Below are 18,694 nucleotides of genomic sequence, written 5' to 3'. Positions count from 1 at the left end.
GCGCCGGCTTGCGACGCGGGCGCGGCGCGGGGCGCTCGGCGGCGTCCGCCTCCGCGGCCTGCTCGGCGCGGTGGCTGCGGTCGACGCTGTACCGGGTGCGCAAGCTGTCGTGGCCGATCGCGGACGCGCCGAGGCGGCAGGCCGCCGAGTCCGCTGCGGTCGCCCTCTGAGCGGCGGACCTGCCATGAGCAACCAGGACGAGACCCCGCGCGAGCCCGCGCCCGACGCCGGCCGCGAGCCGGAGTTGCTGCCGGAGCCGCCGCACCCGGTGAACTGGAACATCCTGACCGCCGACGAGGCCGAGACCGAGTGGCTGGAGCTCAATGCCTGGGTGAACTGGCTGCGCCGCACCTACGGTCTGCCGGCGGCGGTGATCCCGCCGCTGTGGCATCGGCATCCCGAGCTCGTGTGGGAACTGAGCGCGCTGCACCTGCATTGGCTGGGCGCCTACGACCCGGAGCAGAACGGGTCGGCACCGCTGGGCTGGCACCGCGACTTCGCCGATGCCCGGCACCGGCTGCGCGATTGGGTCGCCGCGTCCGGCACCCGACTGGACCGCGACCGCCCGACCCGGCAGACGGTGTGGCCGGGCGAGGAACCGGCCGAGCCGGTCGAGGAGACGCCGATCACCGATCGGGACGCGGACTTCGTGCAGCACGTCCTCGATGACGTCGCCCGCCGCCGGGCGGCGGAGGACGAGTTCTACCGCAACCTCGACCCGGACACGGGCGAGATCCGCCCCTGAGCCTCGGCGACCGATCACGGGAGAACCCATGCGTGACGCGGAGGTGGCGTGATGGCTGCGCGCCGGAATCATGACCCGCATCCCGGTCAGCTCGCGTTCGACCTGTGGGGGCTGGACGAGCAGACCGCCGACGAGTCGTTGGCCGCCGCGCTCGCATCCGACACGCCGGACGAAGCGACCGGGGAGGAGCACGTCGATGAACAAGTACGCGGCAGCAGCCAGAGCGCATTGGGAGAGGACGGCCCCGAGCCGGCTGAACGCGCTGGAGAACCCGGAGGAGTTCTTCACGAACCTGGGCCTGGAAGTGCAGGCGCAAGTGTCGGATCTGACGGCAATGCTGGCTGGGACGCGATCTTCGGAGCAGAATTACTTGCAGGAGGTCGCCCGACTAGTGACGGCCCGGCGGATAGCGGAGGAGGTCGTGATGGCACAGCTGGTGTGGATCGGCGACCCGGAGCTGCCGCTGGAGCAGGCCCGCGAGGAATGGGAGCAGACCCGGCCCTCGGACGAGAACCTCGTGATCTGGGCCGAACGGATGCAAGACTCCCCGGACTTGATGCCCTCGACGGTGGAGCTGGAGCAGATGGCGAGCGATTGGGCGGTGCCGGTGGCCTTCCTCGAGGGCCTGGTGGCGACCGAGCCGCCGCGGGACTACCTGCGGGAGAACCAGGCCGTCCTTCAGGAGGCGGCGACGATCCGCTTCCTGCGCGAACTGAGCTAGCCGCCCCACCTCGGTTCGTCCCGGCATCGCAGGACGACCTGGCCCCCTCGGGGCCGAAGGCCCGGTTCCAGGCGAACACCGCTGCGATTCGGCTGGCGCGCTCGCTAGCGGCTGAGAACCGGGGCGCGACTGCTGAGGAGCAGCAGGTGCTTGCCCGCTGGTCGAGCTGGGGGGCGCTGCCCGATGTGTTCGATGCGGCCAAGGACGGCTGGGATGTCGAACGCGCCGAGCTGCGCGGTCTGCTCGACGAGGCGGAGTGGGACGCCGCGGCGCGCACGACGATCAACGCCCACTACACCGACCCGTTGATCGTCAGACAGATGTGGCGAGCGATGAGCGCGCTCGGCTTCACCGGCGGGGCCGTGCTGGAACCCGGTTCAGGGGCGGGGACGTTCATCGGTCTCGCACCGGCGACGGCGCAGATGACCGGCGTCGAGCTGGACCCGGTGACCGCAGGGATCAGCCAGGGCATCTACCCGCACGCGACGATCCGCGCCGAGTCGTTCGCCGACACCCGCTTGCCCGAAGCGCACTTCGATGCGGCGATCGGCAACGTACCGTTCGCCGGCGTCGTCCTGCACGATCCGGTCCACAACGGCACCAAGCAGACGATGCACAACCACTTCATCCTGAAGTCGCTGCGGCTGACCCGGCCCGGTGGGCTCGTCGCGGTGTTGACCTCGCATTACACGATGGACGCGCAGAACCCCGGCGCACGCCGGGAGATGAACGCCCTGGCGGATCTCGTCGGGGCGATCCGCCTGCCCACCGGCGCACACCGCCGCGCGGCCGGCACTGAGGTGCTCACCGATCTACTCATCTTCCGCCGCCGCGAGGACGGCCGGCCCCCGGCCGACGACCTGTGGGAGACCGTCACGCCGGTCAGCATCGACGGGCGGCTGGTGAAGATCAACGCCTACTTCGACCATCGGCCCGAGCGGATGCTCGGCGCCGTCGGCGTGCAGCAGGGCATGTACGGGGCGGACACGCTCACCGTCACCGGCGACCTCGCCGAGCTGGAGAGCACCCTGGCGCTCGCCGTGGACGAGATCGTGTTCGCCGGGCGGCGGCTCGGGCTGACGATGAGCGAGCGGACTGCGGCGCAGCAGTCCCGCCGTGCCGCGTTCACCCCGTCGGCGCCGGCCGTGTGGGACGGCAGCATCGTGCCGGTCGACGCCGGCGAGTTCGCGACCGTCGCCTCCGGGGCGCTGGAACCGTTCGCCGTACCCAAGTCGGCGGCGACCGAGCTCCGCGCCCTGCTCGGGCTGCGCGACCGGGCCACGACCCTGCTAACCCTGGAGTCGGCGACGGTGGACGACACGGCCGAGGTCACCGAGGCGCGGGCCGCGCTGCGCCGCGACTACCAGAAGTACCTCGGCAAATACGGCCCCCTCAACCGCTACACGCTACGGCCGACCGGGCGGCAGAACCCCGCCGGTGAGAACACCTACGCGCGGATCGTGCCGACCCCGATCCGGCTGCTGCGCTCCGACCCGTTCGGGCCACTGGTGATCGCGTTGGAGCAGTTCGACGACACCGAGCAGACGGCCACGCCGGCGGCGATCATGACCCGCCGTGTCGTCGCTCCGCGCCCGGAGGTGCAGGGCGTGGAGACCCCCGCTGACGCGATCGCGGTGAGCCTGGACCGCACCGGCGGCATCGACCTGACCCTGATCGCCGACCTTCTGGGCATGCCCGAGCACGAGGCACGCCCGGCGCTGGCCGGGATGGTGTTCACCGATCCCGTCGGCGGCGAGCTCGTCCACGCCCCCGCCTACCTGTCCGGTGACGTGCGGGGGAAGTTGGAGGCCGCCAAGGCGCGCGCCGCCGACGAGCCCGCGTTCCAGGCGAACGCCGACGCGCTGGCCGCCGTGCTGCCGCCCGCGCTCGGCGTCGAGGACATCACCGCCCGCCTGGGCGCGGTGTGGATCAGCGAACGCATCCACGAGGACTTCCTCAACGCGATCCTGAAGACCTCCGACGTGCGGGTGGAGAACGCGCTGCCGGGCATGTGGGAGGTTCGCGGCGGGCGGGCGGGCGTGCTGTCCACGAGCGAATGGGGCACCGAGCGGCGCCCCGCACCCGACATCGCCCAAGCCGTCATGGAGCAGAAGACCTTGCTCGTCTACGACGAGGTGGAAGACGTCGGCGGGAAGATCCGCCGCGTCCTGAACCCGATCGAGACGACGGCCGCGCAGGAGAAGGCCGACCTAATCCAAGAGCGGTTCGGCGAGTGGGTGTGGGAAGACCCGGCCCGCGCCGCGGCGCTGGTCGAGGAGTACAACCGGCGCTTCAACTCGATCGTCCTGCGTGACTACAGCGATGCGGGCGACTACCTCTCGCTGCCCGGCATGGCAGCGAGCTTCGAGCCGCGCCCGCATCAGCGGGCCGCGGTCGCCCGCATGATCGCCGAGCCCTCGGCCGGGTTGTTCCATGAGGTCGGTGCCGGGAAGACGGCCGAGATGGTGATGGGTGCGATGGAGATGCGCCGCATGGGCCTGATCGCCAAGCCCGTCGTCGTCGTACCGAATCACATGCTCGAGCAGGTCGGTCGGGAGTGGTTGCAGATCTACCCGCAGGCCCGCATCCTCGCCGTCTCCAGCGGTGACCTGACTGCGGACAAGCGCCGCACCTTCGTCGCTCGCGCCGCGGCGAACGAGTGGGATGCCGTGATCTTGACGCAGGGCGCGTTCGCGAAGATCCCGCTGCGCACGGAGACCCAGCAGGCGTACATCCGCTCACAGCTCGATGACGTCAAGCAGGTGCTCGACCAGGCCGAGGGCGAGGACCGGATGAGCGTCAAGCGCATCCAGCGCAAACTCCTGGCCCTGGAGAACAAGCTCAAGGACCGCACAGACACCTCCCGCGACGTCGGGGTCTGCTTCGAGGACACCGGGATCGACTACGTGATCGTCGACGAGATGCACATGTACAAGAACCTCGCCACGGAGTCCAACATTCGCGACGCCTCGATCGAGGGCTCCGACCGGGCGACCGACCTGCACATGAAGCTCGAGTACCTCCGCTCGCAGGGTCGTGAGCGGGTCGTCACAGGGGCGACCGCGACCCCGATCTCCAACTCGGTCACCGAGGCATACGTGATGCAGCGCTACCTGCGTCCCGACCTGCTCGACGCGGCCGGCATCGGGGCGTTCGACGCCTGGGCGGCGACGTTCGGGCAGACCGTCACGCAGATGGAGATGGCACCGACCGGAAACAACACGTTCCGCATGAAGACCCGCTTCGCGAAGTTCTCCAACGTGCCGGAGATGCTCAAGATGTGGTCGATCTTCGCCGACGTGAAGACCGCCGAAGACCTGCAACTGCCCACACCTGACCTCGTTGCCCGCGACGACGGACAGCGCGTCCCGGCGACCGTGCCGGTGCAGCCGACTGTGGAGCTCGAACGGTTCATCGAGCACCTGGGCGCGCGGGCGGAGAAGATCGCCGCGAAGGCGGTTCCGCCCAATGAGGACAACATGCTCAACGTGTCCACCGACGGCCGCAAGGCCGCACTGGACATTCGCATGATCGTCCCGAACCGGCCCTCCGGCCCGACAAAGATCGACGCCGCCGCGGACGCGATCCACCGGGTCTGGGAACGCACGCGCGACAACGAGTACCTCGACGCCATCACCGGGCATCCCTCGCCGGTGCGCGGGGCGTTGCAGCTGGTGTTCTCCGATATCGGGACGCCGAACCCCGACCGCTGGAACGCCTATGACGAGTTGCACGCCCAGCTCGTGATGCGCGGGATGCCGGGCGAGGCGATCCGGTTCATGCACGAGGCCAAGACCGACACGGACAAGGCGCGTCTGTTCGCCGCCGCGCGTGCCGGGCACATCGCCGTGCTGCTCGGCTCGACGGAGAAGATGGGCGTCGGCACGAACGTCCAGGCCCGCGCCGTCGCGCTCTACCATCTGGACTGTCCGTGGCGCCCGTCGGACATCGCCCAACGCGAGGGCCGGATCATGCGGCAGGGCAATCAGAACGCGGAGGTCGCGATCGTCCGATTCGTGACGGAGCGCTCCTTCGACTCCTACATGTGGCAGGGCGTCGAGCGGAAGGCGACGTTCATCGCCCAACTCATGCGCGGCCGGCTCGACACCCGCGAGATCGAGGAGATCGACTCCTCGGCCCTGTCCGCCGCGGAAGCCAAGGCGATCAGCTCCGGCAACCCTCTGTTGCTGGAGCACTCCACGATCCAGAACGAGGTGACCAGGCTGCGTCGGCTGGAACGCGCCTATCACCGCAACGAGTCCATGCTGATCCACACCCGCGACCGCGCCCGCGGCGACGCCCGCCGTGCGGGGAACGATATCGAGCATCTGGAGGCGGCGCTGCCGCGCATCCGCGATACCTCCGGCGAGAACTTCCGTATCGAACTGCGCGGCACGCACTACGACTCGCGGGTCGACGCCGCGCATGCGCTCGCCCGGTGGGCGCACGACTCGGACCTGAAGTGGGCGCCGAAGTACGCGACCCGCGACTACGGCGTCATCGGACGCATCAGCGGATTCGACGTCCACCTGGGCACCCGCCCGATGCTCGGCGACCTGCTCATGGAGGTCACTCTCGACGACGTGCCCCGCAGCGGCTTCACGATCTCGCGCGAGCTGTTCCTCGAGGGAGGCGTCGGCGTGATCCAGCGCATTGAGAACCGCGTCTCGGGCATCCCCACCCTGCTCGGCCACGCCCGCGACGACCTCACCGTGGCCGAGCAAACAATCGCCGAGACGGAGGAACGCATCGGCCAACCGTTCCGGTACGCGGGCGCCCTGGCCGAGTCAGAGACCGACCTGGCCCGTGTCGAGGCGCAGCTCGCCGCGATGCAGGACGGCGGAGACCTGCCGCCCGCCGTCGAGGAGGCCCGGATCACCGTGGAGGCCGTCCGCGCGCGTCGGCCGACGCTCGGTGTGCGGGCCGACCCCGACCGCACTGTGGCCGACCTCGCCGTCGTCGAGCGTTCGACGGCTACGCCGCAGCGTGAAGGACCGCAGTTCGGCCTCTGAAATCGTACGTGAAAACAGGATCGAGGCGGCAGATCTGGCATCGCGTTGGAAGCTCGCGTTCGACGGGGGAGCAGCAAGGCGCGTTGGGTGGGCGTCAGCTCTTCTACGGTCTCCCCGAAGGCGTGATCCTGAATCTGGATTCGCTGTTCATCGCCGGAACCCATATCCTCGCTATTGAGAACGATTATCGCTCTCACATCTTTGTCGCGTCGGTAGATGCGACCGCGGACGACACGGGAAGGACTGACGCGTGACGAGACTGTTGGATGAACGGGGGACAGCGAGGCCACCGTGGAGGCGTCTGCTGAGCGCCGGGGTAGCGACCGCCGCTGTCGCGCTGGCCGCGGTGGTTGTACCGACGACCGCCGCGGAGGCTGCAGAGGGGCCGGCGCCGGAGCCGAAAGAGTACCGGGTTCTTGCTGGTGTGCATGCGGACGCGGTGTCGACATTCCTCGACGATGGTCAGCTTGCCTTGGCGTCAAAAGCGGATGTCGCGGAGGGTTCCGGTACGCGATTCGCGGCGGAGGATGTCTGGTTCCATCTCGAGGACACGGCGCAGCGCACGGTCCCCGCGGGGTACGAGTTCATTGCTCCGGTGGGCTCGACGATCTGGCTGGCACCGGAATCCAACCCCGGCACGGGGAAGCTGTGGCCCGGTTTCAACACCGAGTCCGTTTCTCTCGGCGCGATCGATGAGGACCGGTCGACGTTCACCTTGACCAGCGTGGAGGGACCAGGCGACGTGGAGGTCTACACCGGGGGAGGGTTCAGCGCTCCGAACCGGCTGTGGTCCTCTCGTGATGAGGGCGTGCGCACGTTTGACATCGGCCGCACGCACATGCATGCGAACTGGGCGTTCACCGCGGCGGGCACCTACCGGCTGGGGGTGCAAGGGGCGGTGACGGTCGACGGTGTCGTGCAGACGGCTTCTGCGACCTACACGTTCGTGGTTGGTGAGCTGCCGGAGCCGGCGTCGACGACCACACGCCTGTCCGCATCCGCGACCACGCTGGTCGGCGGTGACCCGCTGACTCTGACGGCGGCCGTGACCCCGACTGATGCCGGCGGGTTCGTCGAGTTCCGCAACGGAACCACGGTCCTCGGGCACGAGCCTGTGGAGGAGGGGACTGCGACGTTCACCACGACCGCACCCGCGGTGGGCACCCACGAGTTGACCGCCGTCTACGTGCCCGCTGTGGCGAACCTGGCCGCCGCCTCCACTTCGGACGCTGTTTCTGTCACCGTTGGCGACGGCTCCGGTGTTGAGTTCGGGGTCACGGGGGTTCAGGACTCTTACGCTCCGGGTGACACGCTGTCGGTAGCGCTTGCTGGTTACCAGCTGGCCGATGGCGAGCAGGTGCGGTGGCGGATTCGCCCGGTCGGGTCGGAGAGCGCGAACGGGTCTACGTTGACGACGGCACCGAGCCTGACCTATGCGACGGTGCTTCACATTGCTGATGACGGGTACGAGATCAGCGCGCAGGTCCGGCAGGGCTCCACGGTGGTCGCCACCACCGGCTGGATTCCCCTCACCGTGACTTCAGACGCTCCCGCGTTGTCGGCGCCGACGATCGGTGCCACCACACCGTCGCCGACCTACAACGGTGATCTGATGGTCTTGGACTACCCGCCGGTTCAGCTCGCCGACGGCGAGTCTGCGCAGCTGGTGTTTCGCACGTCCAGCTCCCGTTGGGCTCCCGTTGCCGGCAACACGCGGTTCGGGAACGTGACGGAAGGCGCAGAGCAGGCGAGCTTCCACGTGCGGAGCACAGGAACCTTCAGCTTCGCGGTCCGGGTGGTCAAAGACGGGATCGGTGTACGCCAGTCGAGCGCCGTGACCGCGAGCGTCGGATTCTACGAAGCCCACGTCGACAACGTGCAGAGCCTCTACCGTGCGGGTCAGACGCTCAACGCGACGGGCCGCTACTTCCCGGTGCGGGACGGCGTGGACGACGTGTCCTACGAATGGCGTTGGTACGCCCCGGACGGGTCGTCCACCGTGCTCAGTGCGGGGCTCGGCACTCCGCCGCCGGTGGTCCGCGAGCTGACGGCGGCCGACAACGGCAGCACGCTCTACCTCACGATCAACAGACCGAACTTCGGCGGCTACGCGAGCTCGAGCGCGAAGATCAACGTCACCGACGCCGCCGGGCAGATCTTCCAGTTCCCCCCGGCGTCGGAGCACTATCACCAGAACGACAACGTCGACCTGCGTGTCTCCATTGATCCCGCGCTCAGCGAGGAAGACACGGTCGAGTGGGAGTGGAAGTGGCCAGGCGGTGACTGGGAGCCGTTCCCGGGAATGCCCCGACTCGGACAGCAGATCAAGGCCGAGCAGGCGATGGACGGTGTCGAGGTCCGTGCCACATTGCACTTCGCCAGTGATGCCCTTGAATCGATGGTCGCGGGTCCACTGACGATCCACATTGACGATCACGGCGCGGCAGCGAACCAGAAGCCGACGATCGGCGGAGCAACCACCGCGCCGTCGGGTGATGCGGTCACGCTGACGCGGGAACTGCCCGATAACGGCCAGACGCTCCTTACCGACCATCGGTGGGAGCGGAAGGCCGCTGGCGCTGAGGACTGGTCTGTCGTTGCTGGCCAGGCAGGAGCGGAACTCACGTTCCTCGCCGGTGCCGCTGACGACGGCGCGCAGTACAGGGTATCGATCCTCAAGCCTGACGGCACGATCGCATACGGTCCCTCACCGGCAGTGACCATATCGGTGACGGCGCCCGCTGCGACGGTGCCGGTGGCTCCCGCAAAGCCGGGCGTGTCGGTGGACGGGTCCACGGTCGTTGCGTCGTGGGTGATGCCTGCTGATGGCGGGTCGCCGATCACCGGGTACACGGTGACGTTGGCCGGTGGTGCGGAGCCGATCGTGCACGCAGCCGCGGGTGACGCGACCTCGGTGGCGTTCACCAGCCTCGCCGCCGGGGTTTACACGGCCACTGTTGTTGCGACTAACGAGGTCGGGGACTCGGGCGCCTCCGCGCCGTCCGAACAGGTCACCGTGAGCGCACCCGGACCAGAGGAACCGAACCCCGGAGAGAGCACGGTACCGGTGGCTCCGGCGAAGCCGGGGGTGACCGTGAGTGGATCAACAGTGGTCGCGTCGTGGGTGATACCTGCTGATGGCGGGTCGCCGATCACCGGGTACACGGTCACGTTGGCCGGTGGTGCGGTGCCGATCGTGCGCGCAGCCGCGGGTGATGCGACCTCGGTGGCGTTCACCAGCCTCGCCGCCGGGGTTTACACGGCCACCGTTGTTGCGACTAACGAGGTCGGGGACTCGGACGCCTCCGCGCCGTCCGAACAGGTCACCGTGAGCGCACCCGGACCAGAGGAACCCAACCCCGGTGAATCGACCGGCCCGGTTCCCGACAGCGAACTGACCGGTGACACCCGCAACGGTGTTCACGCACCCGAGGCAGCAACCCCAGGTGGTCAGATCACTATCGCGGCGCCCGGGCATGCGGGCGAGCGGGTGAGAGTGTGGTTGCACTCCAATCCGACTCTGCTCGGCACGGTGACGCTCGACGCCTCAGCTACTGCCGTTGTCACGATCCCCGCTGACGCGCCACTGGGCGAACACCGTGTCGTGGTGCAAGCAATCGATGGATCGTTGATCGGGTGGACGCCGATCACGCTGACCAAGGCCGCCGACATCGGCCCAGACGGACAACTGCTGGCCAGCACCGGAGGCGAGATCACGCCGCTGCTCGGGACGGCCGCGCTGCTGCTGATTGTCGGGGCCGCCGTGCTCGTGGCGGCGCGCAGACGCCGCGCACCTGCAGCGGACTGATCCCCAGCTGGTGGGTTCCCTCGCGCCGCACAGACAGGACGAGGGAACCCACCAACTCATCAAGGCTGCAATGGCAGTTGTACAGGTCACCTGCCATTGGTTCTGTTGTCCGGGGACAATCGCGCACCTTTCGGCATGACCACCATGCACCCCGAACCCGCACATGTCGCGGGTTGCGACCTACCCCGTGATTTCGACGCTCGTGCCTGGACGGAGGAGGCGTGTGAAGCGTCGGGGGTGCCGTTCGCTGTCGAGGACCCGGTGGTGCTTGGCCGGCTCCGCGCGCTCATGGAGCATCCGGCATAGCCCAGCACCGCCCGTTCACGCCTTGAAGGTGAGTTGGACCCGCTCGGGCCGGAAACGGGAACCACCGTTCGCGTATGGCTGCACGACGAGGCTGTCGATCAGCGCGGTCAGGATTGCTCGCTTCTGCGGGACATTCCACTCGTGATCCCAGGCGCGCCGGAGAGCCGCCACGTCGCCGATTGGGAGCCCTTTGAGGGTCGAGCCGCGGTTCACCCTGCCAACAGCAAGTTCCGCGTCGTGTACGGCGCTCTGCGCCGCGACACGCCCCGCGTGATACTCGCCGCGAGTGAGCATTCCTGCTCCGTAGTCTCGGGCGAGATCCTCCATCCGCTCGCGCGCGGCCATGATCCGTCCCATCGCCTCCGCGACCGCACCGCCTGTCTCTGGAGTGTCGGCCGGGAGCGTGGTGACGGCGAGGCGGGAGATTACCGCTTCCCTGACAACAGCCTCCAGGCCAGAAGCGCTGACCGACAGACCGCCTCGTTCGGGGTGGCCCGGCACAGGCATGCAGCGGTAATAGTGGCGCTTGGCGTCCGAAGGGCCATGCGTGTTCTTGCCCGACACCAGTCCTGACCCGCACTTCCCGCAGGTCGCGATAGCCGAGAGCAGGTTGATCGATGATGCACCAACGCGCCGGTCGGGATTGGAGAGCATGGCCCGGATGCGAGTTGTTTCCTCCGGGGTGATGATCGCGCGCCAGTTTCCTGGCCCGAGGATCTCTCGTCCGTTGGGGGCGTCGCCGCGCTTACGGCCGGGCTCATATGCCCGCTGCCCGCTGATCCGCGCGGAGACGAGGATCGACTTCACGGTGGTCGCGTGCCACACCCCGAGCGTCTTCCCCGTCCCCGCTTGCGGTGCAGGGAACCCGGACTCCTCGTTCAGCCACGCGGTGATCGACCGCAGCGACTGACCAGCCAGGAACCTGTCGGCCATCTCTCGGACCACCGCGGCCTGTTCTGGGATCAGCGCGCCGCCGGTGCCGTATCCGAACTTCGCTGCGCCGTGCCAGTCGCCGCGTTCGGCCTTCTGTCGGTTCGCGCGGCGGATGCGGTCGGCCTTGTGCCCGGACTCGTAGGCGGCCATCGCAACGAGCTGGCGGGCCATCAGCCGGCCCTCGTGGGTGTTGAGGTCGAATGCGCCGCCCATGACGGCCTCGATGCGGATCGGGTGCGTCTCCACGAGGTCGATCAAGTCCTCGAGCTCGCGGGGTCGCCGGTAGAGGCGGTCGACGTGCCACACCACGACCCGCGAGGGGCCGAGCTTGATCCGGGCGAGCATCCTTGCGAAGTCCGGCCGCTTCTTGTCCAGGTAGGCCGAGGTGTCGTTGTCCATGAACACGTCGCCCTTGGCGACGTCCAAGCCCAGCCGGGCGCACAACGCGAGGCAGTCGTCTCGCTGCCGTTCGACGCCGGCTTCTTCCCCGGTGCGGTCCTCGCTGATCCGCAGATACACCAGCACCTGCTCCGTGATCGTCCCGGTGCTGCTCGTCGTTGCCCTAGAGAGCATCACGACCGCCTCGATCGGAGCCCTGCCCCATCGACGCATCGAACGCGAGCTGCGCCAGCGCCCGGAGCATCTCCCTAGAGGAGCGATCGACAGCCTGGCGGGTTGTCCGCAGCGTCGCCGCCACGACTAGGTTGTTCTCGCGGCAGTACCGCTCAATGTCTCGTCGCTGCGCCTCCGTGTCTCTGCGAATGTCTCGCGCGCGGGCCACCCGCACGTACACCGCGACGTTCCTCTTGCGTTCGACATCCATGCCGATCACCTCCACTGACTAGGTGCGTCAGATGCACCAAGTGGAGAAGACGACGCTGCTCGCCGCGCTCCTCGCCCACGTCCCGCCGCGCGAGCGGATCGTCACGATCGAGGACGTCGCCGAGCTGCATCCGAGGCATCCCCACCACGTCTCGCTCGAGGCGCGGCAGCCGAATCTGGAGGGCGTCGGGGCCATCACGGTGGCGAGGCTCGTGCGCGAGTCCCTGCGCATGCGGCCCGACCGCCTGATCGTCGGCGAATGCCGCGGCGAGGAGATCCGCGAACTGCTCACGGCGCTGAACACGGGACACGACGGAGGCGCCGGCACGCTGCACGCGAGCGGGCTCGCCGACGTGCCCGCTCGGCTGGAGGCGCTGGGCGCGCTGGCGGGCATGGATCCGCCGGCCCTCGCGCGGCAGGCGGTGAGCGCGTTCGCCTACGTGCTGCACCTGGTGCGCGCCCCGGGTGGCGCACGCCGGCTCGCCCAGGTGGGGGTGCTGCGCCTCGACGGGGAGCACCTGGCCATCGAGGAGGTGCAGCCGTGGTGAGCACGGCGACGGCGAAGCGGCGTCGGACGCGGCAGCCGTCACTCGCCGCGCGGCACCGGCGGAGACGGGGCGCGGCCGATACGGGCGAGACCAGGGCTGTCGAGGTCGTCCGCACTCTGGCGGTGCTGCTGCAGGCGGGGGCGGCGCCGCTCGCCGCCTGGCGGCATCTCGCGGAGAGCGGCTCGGTCGTCGCGGTCGGGGTGGTGGCGGAGGTGACGGAGCAGGGAAGGCCCCTGGTCGAGGCGATCCGCGACGGGGGCGGGGCCTGGCGCATGGTGGCGGCCGCGTGGGGGGTCGCCGGCACGGTCGGCGCGCCGCTCGGGGAGGTGCTGCGCGCCATCGCCGACGCGCTGCAGGGCGCCGACGACATCCGCGCCGAGGTTTCGGTCGCTCTCGCCGAGCCCGCCGGCACCGCGCGGCTCATGCTGTGGCTCCCCCTGGTCGGACTGCTTCTCGGCAGCGCCCTCGGCTTCGACACGCTGACGGTGCTGTTCACCCAGCCGGCGGGAGGAGGATGCCTGGCCGCGGGTCTCGGCCTGCTGCTCATCGCGCGCGGATGGACCCGTGCGATGGTCCGCCGCGCCGCCCCTCCGCCCGGGGTGCCGGGGATCCGTGCCGAACTGCTCGCGGTGGCGCTCGCCGGCGGGACCGCGATCCCGCGGGCGCGTGCGCTCGTGGCGCAGGAGACGGCGGACGAGGACGACCCGTCGGCCGACGAGGAGACGATCGAGCGGATCCTGCGGCTCTCCGCTGCGGCAGGCGTGCCCGCCGTGGAGCTGCTTCGTGCGGAGGCGGACCGTGCGCGCCGGGACGCCCGCACCGCGGGCAGGCAGGGAGCCGCTCTGCTGAGCTCCCGCCTGCTGCTCCCGCTCGGCGCATGCACGCTACCCGCGTTCATGCTGCTCGGCGTGGCGCCCCTGATCCTCAGCGTGCTGTCCACGACGCCGCTTCCGCTCGCTTGACCCCGACGATGCCGACCGGCGCCGTCGTCCACAGAAGAAAGAAGGAACACCCATGAACAAGGTGCCGCAGACGGACAGGGTGTCGCAGATCCCCGAGCTCCCGCTCCCCGCCCTGACCCGGCGACGGGCCGCCCGGCTGTTCGGCGACGACACCGGGGCCGCGACCGCGGAGTACGCGATCGCGACGATGGCCGCCGTCGCGTTCGCCGGGCTCCTCGTGGTCATCATGCGCAGCGACGAGGTGCGCGGGATCCTCACCGACCTCGTGCGCCGCGCGCTGACGGTCGCATGACGCCCCGAGATCCGCTCCACCGTCCACCCGCACGCGCCGGCGACGTGCCGCCGCCCGAGGGACAGGGGCGGGAGCGCGGCTCGGCGACCGCCGAGCTGGCCATCGCGCTTCCGGTCGTCGTGCTGACCCTGATGCTCGGAGTGGGCGCGGTCGGCGCAGGCATGCGCTCGGTCGCGCTGCAGGACGCGGTGGCCGACGCCTCGCGCATCCTCGGACGCGGCGACGACGCCGGGGGCGCGGAGGCGGCCGTGGCGCGGGCGGACCCGACCGCGGAGTTCGCTGCGGGGCGATCCAGCGGCCTGGTGTGCGTGACGGCGTCGACCGACGCTCGCGTGCTGGGGTCGATCGGGATCCCCGTCCGCGTCACGGGGTGCGCCCTGGACGGAGGACGCTGATGGCCGGCTCCGTGCTCGCGATCGGGGGGATCGCCGTGACCGCCGTGCTCGGGCTCGGCGCTGCGATGGTGGGCGGAGCCGGCGCGACGTCGCAGCGGGCGGCGGCCGCCGCCGATGCGGCGGCGCTCGCCGCGGCCGACGCCGTCTCGGGTGCCGTGGCCGTCGATGCGGACCCCTGCGCTCTGGCCGCCCGGGTGGCCGCCGCACACGGCGCGCACCTGCAGGACTGCCGCATCGAGGGCCTCGTCGCCGTGGTCCACGTCACCGCCGGATACGCGGGATTCCCCGGCTCGGCAGGATCCCGTGCCGGACCGCCCGCCGCCGTCGCCGGGAGGTGACGGACGGCGGACCCGTGCCGGATCGGGCGGGCTCCCGGCGGGCGTCTTGTGGTCGGTGAGGCCCCGGAGGCGGCGTACGCTGGGTTCCCGGCCGTCGCCGGATCCTTTGCGGGAGAACCCGAAACTCCTGCGGACGACGGCTCATCGTGCTGAGTACCCTCCTCCGGCGCGGTGTGTATGGTGTGCTTCGACCCCCGTCGAAGCTCAGGACCGAAAGGACGCACCCCGTGGCGCAAGGCAAGAAGCTTGTCATCGTCGAGTCCCCGACGAAGATGAGGTCCATCCAGGGCTATCTCGGCGACGGCTTCGAAGTGCTCAGCTCGGTGGGGCACATCCGCGACCTCGCCGACAAGAAGGACATCCCCGCCGCCGACAAGCAGGCGTACGGGAAGTATTCCATCGACGTCGACCACGACTTCGACCCCTACTACGTCGTCTCGGACCGCAAGACCAAGACGGTGGCCGAGCTCAAGCGGGCTCTGAAGAACGCCGACGAGCTCCTGCTCGCCACCGATGAGGACCGCGAAGGCGAGGCCATCGCGTGGCACCTCCTGGAGACGCTGAAGCCCAAGGTTCCCTACCGCCGCATGGTGTTCCACGAGATCACCAAGGACGCGATCCAGGCCGCCGTCGAGAACACCCGTGAGCTCGACCTCGCCCTCGTCGACGCACAGGAGACCCGCCGGATCCTGGACCGCCTGTACGGCTGGGACGTGTCGCCCGTGCTCTGGTACAAGGTGAAGTCCGGACTCTCCGCGGGCCGGGTGCAGTCGGCGGCCACCCGGATGATCGTGGACCGTGAGCGCGAGCGCATGGCGTTCGTGTCCGCCGAGTACTGGGACGTCGACGCGCAGGCGTCGGCCTCGGGCACTCCCTTCACCGTGCGTCTGGTGCGGCTCGACGGCGGCGCGATCGCCCGCGGCACCGACTTCGACGACAACGGCGCGCTGAAGAAGGCCGTCGTCGTTCTCGACGAGACGGCGGCCGCCGCGCTCGCCGCCGCGGTCGACGCGGTCGGATCCGGCACCGTGACCAAGGTCGAGGCGAAACCCGGAACCCGCAGCCCGTATGCGCCGTTCACCACCTCGACGCTGCAGCAGGAGGCAGGACGCAAGCTCTCGATGAGCGCCAAGCAGGCGATGAGCGTCGCCCAGCGGCTCTACGAGAAGGGCTACATCACCTATATGCGCACGGACTCGACCGCGCTCAGCACCCAGGCGGTGCAGGCGGCCCGGTCGCAGGCGGTCGCTCTCTACGGCGACGCGGCCGTGCCGCTCAAGCCCCGCGTCTACAAGTCCAAGAGCAAGAACGCGCAGGAGGCGCACGAGGCGATCCGCCCCTCGGGCGAGCAGTTCCGCACGCCGGCCTCGGTGTCCTCGCAGCTCGACCGCGAGGAGCAGCGGCTCTACGACCTCATCTGGAAGCGCACCGTCGCAAGCCAGATGTCCGACGCGAAGTACGAGACCACCACCGTCACGATCGCCGTGGACACGTCGACGGCGCCCGGTGCAAGCGCGGGCAAGGTCGCGGAGTTCACCGCCTCGGGCACCGTCTACACCTTCAAGGGCTTCCTCGAGGCGTACGAAGAGGGCAGGGACGAGCGGCGCAACGCCGCCGACGCCGCCGAGAACCAGTCGCTCCCCGCCGTCGCCGTGGGCGATGTGCTCGGCGTGTCCGAGGCCGACGCGAAGCCGCACCGCACGACGCCCAAGCCGCGATACACCGAGGCCTCCCTGGTCAAGGCGCTCGAGGAGCACGGCATCGGCCGCCCCTCGACGTTCGCGAGCATCATCGGCACCGTGATCGACCGCGGATACGCGACCAAGCGCGGGCAGGCCCTCGTTCCGACGTGGATGGCGTTCAGCGTGGTGCGGCTGCTCGAGCAGCACTTCGCCGACCTCATCGACTACGACTTCACGGCCGCGCTCGAGGACGACCTCGACGCGATCGCCCGGGGAGAGCAGAAGCGCATCGAGTGGCTGCACTCCTTCTACTTCGGATCCGACTCGCAGGTGGGTCTGCGCCAGGTCGTCGACAACCTCGGCGAGATCGACGCGCGGGCGCTGAACGCGACCCGGATCACCGATAACGCCACGCTGCGGTTCGGCAAGTACGGCCCCTACCTCGAGGTGGCGGATCCGGCGAACCCCGACGCGAAGCCCCGCATCGTCAACGTGCCGGAGGATCTGGCTCCCGACGAGCTGACCGCGGAGAAGGCGCAGGAGCTCATCGACGCCCCCGTCGCCGGCGACCGCGTGCTCGGCGAGAACCCGGCCAACGGCAAGATCCTCGTCGTCAAGGACGGCCGCTTCGGCCCGTACATCCAGGAGAACGACCCGGTCTCCGAAGACGATCAGGTCGACGAGAGCACCGGCGAGGTCGTCGAGGCGCCCAAGCCCAAGCGCGGCGCGAAGAAGGAGGCGGCGCCCAAGCCGCGCACCGCCTCGCTGTTCCGCTCCATGTCCGTCGACACGATCGATCTCGACACGGCGCTCAAGCTGCTCGAGCTCCCGCGCGTGGTCGGTGTGGATCCGGCGACCGACGAGGAGATCACAGCTCAGAACGGACGCTTCGGGCCCTACCTGAAGAAGGGCGCGGACTCGCGCTCGCTGGAGAGCGAGCAGCAGATCTTCGACATCACCCTCGAGCAGGCCCTCGAGATCTACGCGCAGCCGAAATACGGCGCCCGCCGTGCGTCCAGCGCGCTCGCCGAGTTCGACGCCGACCCCACCAGCGGCAAGCCGATCCGGATCCGTGACGGCCGCTTCGGCGCGTACGTCACCGACGGCGAGACGAACGTGACCATCCCGCGCGGCCAGCAGGTGCAGGACATCACGTTCGAGATCGCGGTGCAGATGCTCGCGGACAAGCGCGCCAAGGGCCCCGCACCGAAGCGCGGCGCGCGCACCGCTGCGAAGAAGTCGGCTCCGGCGAAGAAGGCACCGGCCAAGGCGGCGGCCAAGAAGGCCCCCGCCAAGACGGCGGCGAAGAGCGACGCGGACAAGGCGGCGGCCCGCTCCGCCGCGGCGAAGAAGGCGGCTGCGACGCGCGCCGCCAACGCCGCGAAGAAGCAGGCAGGCGCGTGAGCGCCCGCGGCCTCTGGATCACCCTCGAAGGCGGCGACGGCTCGGGCAAGACCACCCAGGCGGCGCTTCTGGAGAAATGGCTGCGCGCGCAGGGCCGCGAGGTGCTGCGCACGCGCGAACCCGGCGGATCCGAGGTCGGCGTGCTCATCCGCGACATCGTGCTGCACCACCGCGGCGACATCGCACCGCGGGCGGAGGCGCTGCTGTACGCCGCCGACCGCGCCCACCATGTCGCCACCGTCGTGCGCCCTGCGCTGGAGCGCGGCGCGGTCGTCGTCCAGGACCGCTATCTCGACTCGTCCGTCGCCTATCAGGGGGCGGGTCGCGTCCTGGACGCGGACCAGGTGCGCGAGCTGTCGCTGTGGGCGGCCGAGGGCGCACTGCCGGATCTGACGGTGCTGCTCGACCTGGATCCTGCGGACGCGCGCCGCCGGCTGGACTCCGCGGACAAGCCGTTCGACCGGCTCGAAGCGGAGCGCGAGGAGTTCCACCAGCGGGTGCGGGAGGCCTACCTCGGCCTCGCAGCCGCGGAGCCCGGGCGCTTCCTCGTCGTCGACGCCGCGCAGGATCCGGAGCGGATCGCCGAAGCGGTGCGCGCACGCATCGCCGCGATGCTCTGACCTCGATCCGTCGGTGCGGCCCGCGGTGCGGGGTGATCGCCGAGGAGGTGAGAGCCCGGATCGACGTGGACGCGCTGTCCTTGTCGCTGCTCCCGGTTAGGCTTGA

General features: G+C 69.9%; 13 protein-coding genes and 1 pseudogene. 12 read left to right on the top strand and 2 right to left on the bottom strand.

The features are described from left to right. The first annotated feature begins 184 nt into the window (after positions 1–184). From RL72_RS10070 to RL72_RS10055, 5 genes are all read left to right on the top strand, one after another. On the top strand, positions 185–745 hold the full coding sequence (locus RL72_RS10070; RefSeq protein ID WP_045250692.1) for a hypothetical protein: 561 nt from the start codon (positions 185–187) through the stop codon (positions 743–745). Between the two features lie 196 nt (positions 746–941). Then, complete coding sequence (locus RL72_RS10065) at positions 942–1,466, top strand: hypothetical protein (RefSeq protein WP_045250691.1); 525 nt, start codon at positions 942–944, stop codon at positions 1,464–1,466. Between the two features lie 146 nt (positions 1,467–1,612). After that, positions 1,613–6,478: a helicase-related protein gene (locus RL72_RS10060; RefSeq protein ID WP_248700441.1), complete on the top strand. Its 4,866-nt coding sequence runs from the start codon at positions 1,613–1,615 to the stop codon at positions 6,476–6,478. 8 nt (positions 6,479–6,486) lie between these two features. After that, positions 6,487–6,732, top strand: coding sequence for a hypothetical protein (locus RL72_RS19845; protein ID WP_156156767.1), 246 nt, complete (start codon positions 6,487–6,489; stop codon positions 6,730–6,732). After that, positions 6,729–10,286 (top strand): choice-of-anchor M domain-containing protein, encoded by a 3,558-nt coding sequence (locus RL72_RS10055; protein ID WP_156156766.1) that lies wholly within the window; start codon positions 6,729–6,731, stop codon positions 10,284–10,286. Before RL72_RS19845 ends, RL72_RS10055 begins: the two co-directional genes overlap by 4 nt. Positions 10,287–10,607: 321 nt before the next feature. Here RL72_RS10055 and RL72_RS10050 read toward each other — a convergent pair whose 3' ends face one another. Together RL72_RS10050 and RL72_RS10045 are read right to left on the bottom strand one after the other, a co-directional pair. After that, positions 10,608–12,044 (bottom strand): recombinase family protein, encoded by a 1,437-nt coding sequence (locus RL72_RS10050; protein ID WP_211256047.1) that lies wholly within the window; start codon positions 12,042–12,044, stop codon positions 10,608–10,610. A gap of 43 nt (positions 12,045–12,087) precedes the next feature. Continuing rightward, positions 12,088–12,348, bottom strand: a complete 261-nt coding sequence (locus tag RL72_RS10045) for a recombinase family protein (protein WP_045250688.1) — start codon at positions 12,346–12,348, stop codon at positions 12,088–12,090. 46 nt (positions 12,349–12,394) lie between these two features. Here RL72_RS10045 and RL72_RS10040 point away from each other — a divergent pair. From RL72_RS10040 to tmk, 7 genes and pseudogenes are all read left to right on the top strand, one after another. Next, positions 12,395–12,895, top strand: a pseudogene (locus RL72_RS10040) (ATPase, T2SS/T4P/T4SS family); the annotation flags it as partial. Further along, a complete protein-coding gene (locus RL72_RS10035; protein WP_052674313.1) occupies positions 12,892–13,857 on the top strand; it encodes a type II secretion system F family protein in 966 nt (321 codons plus the stop codon). The pseudogene RL72_RS10040 and the gene RL72_RS10035, both read left to right, overlap by 4 nt. A 52-nt stretch (positions 13,858–13,909) precedes the next feature. Then, on the top strand, positions 13,910–14,149 hold the full coding sequence (locus tag RL72_RS10030) for a DUF4244 domain-containing protein (RefSeq protein ID WP_045250687.1): 240 nt from the start codon (positions 13,910–13,912) through the stop codon (positions 14,147–14,149). After that, positions 14,146–14,544, top strand: coding sequence for a TadE family protein (locus tag RL72_RS10025; protein ID WP_248700440.1), 399 nt, complete (start codon positions 14,146–14,148; stop codon positions 14,542–14,544). Before RL72_RS10030 ends, RL72_RS10025 begins: the two co-directional genes overlap by 4 nt. Continuing rightward, positions 14,544–14,882: an Rv3654c family TadE-like protein gene (locus RL72_RS10020; protein WP_045250686.1), complete on the top strand. Its 339-nt coding sequence runs from the start codon at positions 14,544–14,546 to the stop codon at positions 14,880–14,882. The genes RL72_RS10025 and RL72_RS10020 overlap by 1 nt, the downstream gene beginning before the upstream one ends. Before the next feature lie 227 nt (positions 14,883–15,109). Next, positions 15,110–17,968 (top strand): type I DNA topoisomerase, encoded by a 2,859-nt coding sequence (topA, locus tag RL72_RS10015; protein WP_045250685.1) that lies wholly within the window; start codon positions 15,110–15,112, stop codon positions 17,966–17,968. Then, entirely contained in the window at positions 17,965–18,588 is a 624-nt protein-coding gene (tmk, locus tag RL72_RS10010; protein WP_045250684.1) for a dTMP kinase, read from the top strand. Before topA ends, tmk begins: the two co-directional genes overlap by 4 nt. The last annotated feature ends 106 nt before the right edge of the window (positions 18,589–18,694 follow it).

It is taken from the genome of Microbacterium azadirachtae, assembly GCF_000956545.1.
Lineage (GTDB): Bacteria > Actinomycetota > Actinomycetes > Actinomycetales > Microbacteriaceae > Microbacterium > Microbacterium azadirachtae.
This window is presented reverse-complemented; position numbering and strand designations above follow the sequence as displayed.

Bases quoted from the DNA above. Each gene is read 5' to 3' on its own strand.
- RL72_RS10070 (WP_045250692.1), top strand. From the start codon at position 185: ATGAGCAACCAGGACGAGACCCCGCGCGAGCCCGCGCCCGACGCCGGC.
- RL72_RS10065 (WP_045250691.1), top strand. From the start codon at position 942: ATGAACAAGTACGCGGCAGCAGCCAGAGCGCATTGGGAGAGGACGGCC.
- RL72_RS10045 (WP_045250688.1), bottom strand. From the start codon at position 12,348: ATGGATGTCGAACGCAAGAGGAACGTCGCGGTGTACGTGCGGGTGGCC.
- RL72_RS10030 (WP_045250687.1), top strand. From the start codon at position 13,910: ATGAACAAGGTGCCGCAGACGGACAGGGTGTCGCAGATCCCCGAGCTC.
- RL72_RS10025 (WP_248700440.1), top strand. From the start codon at position 14,146: ATGACGCCCCGAGATCCGCTCCACCGTCCACCCGCACGCGCCGGCGAC.
- RL72_RS10020 (WP_045250686.1), top strand. From the start codon at position 14,544: ATGGCCGGCTCCGTGCTCGCGATCGGGGGGATCGCCGTGACCGCCGTG.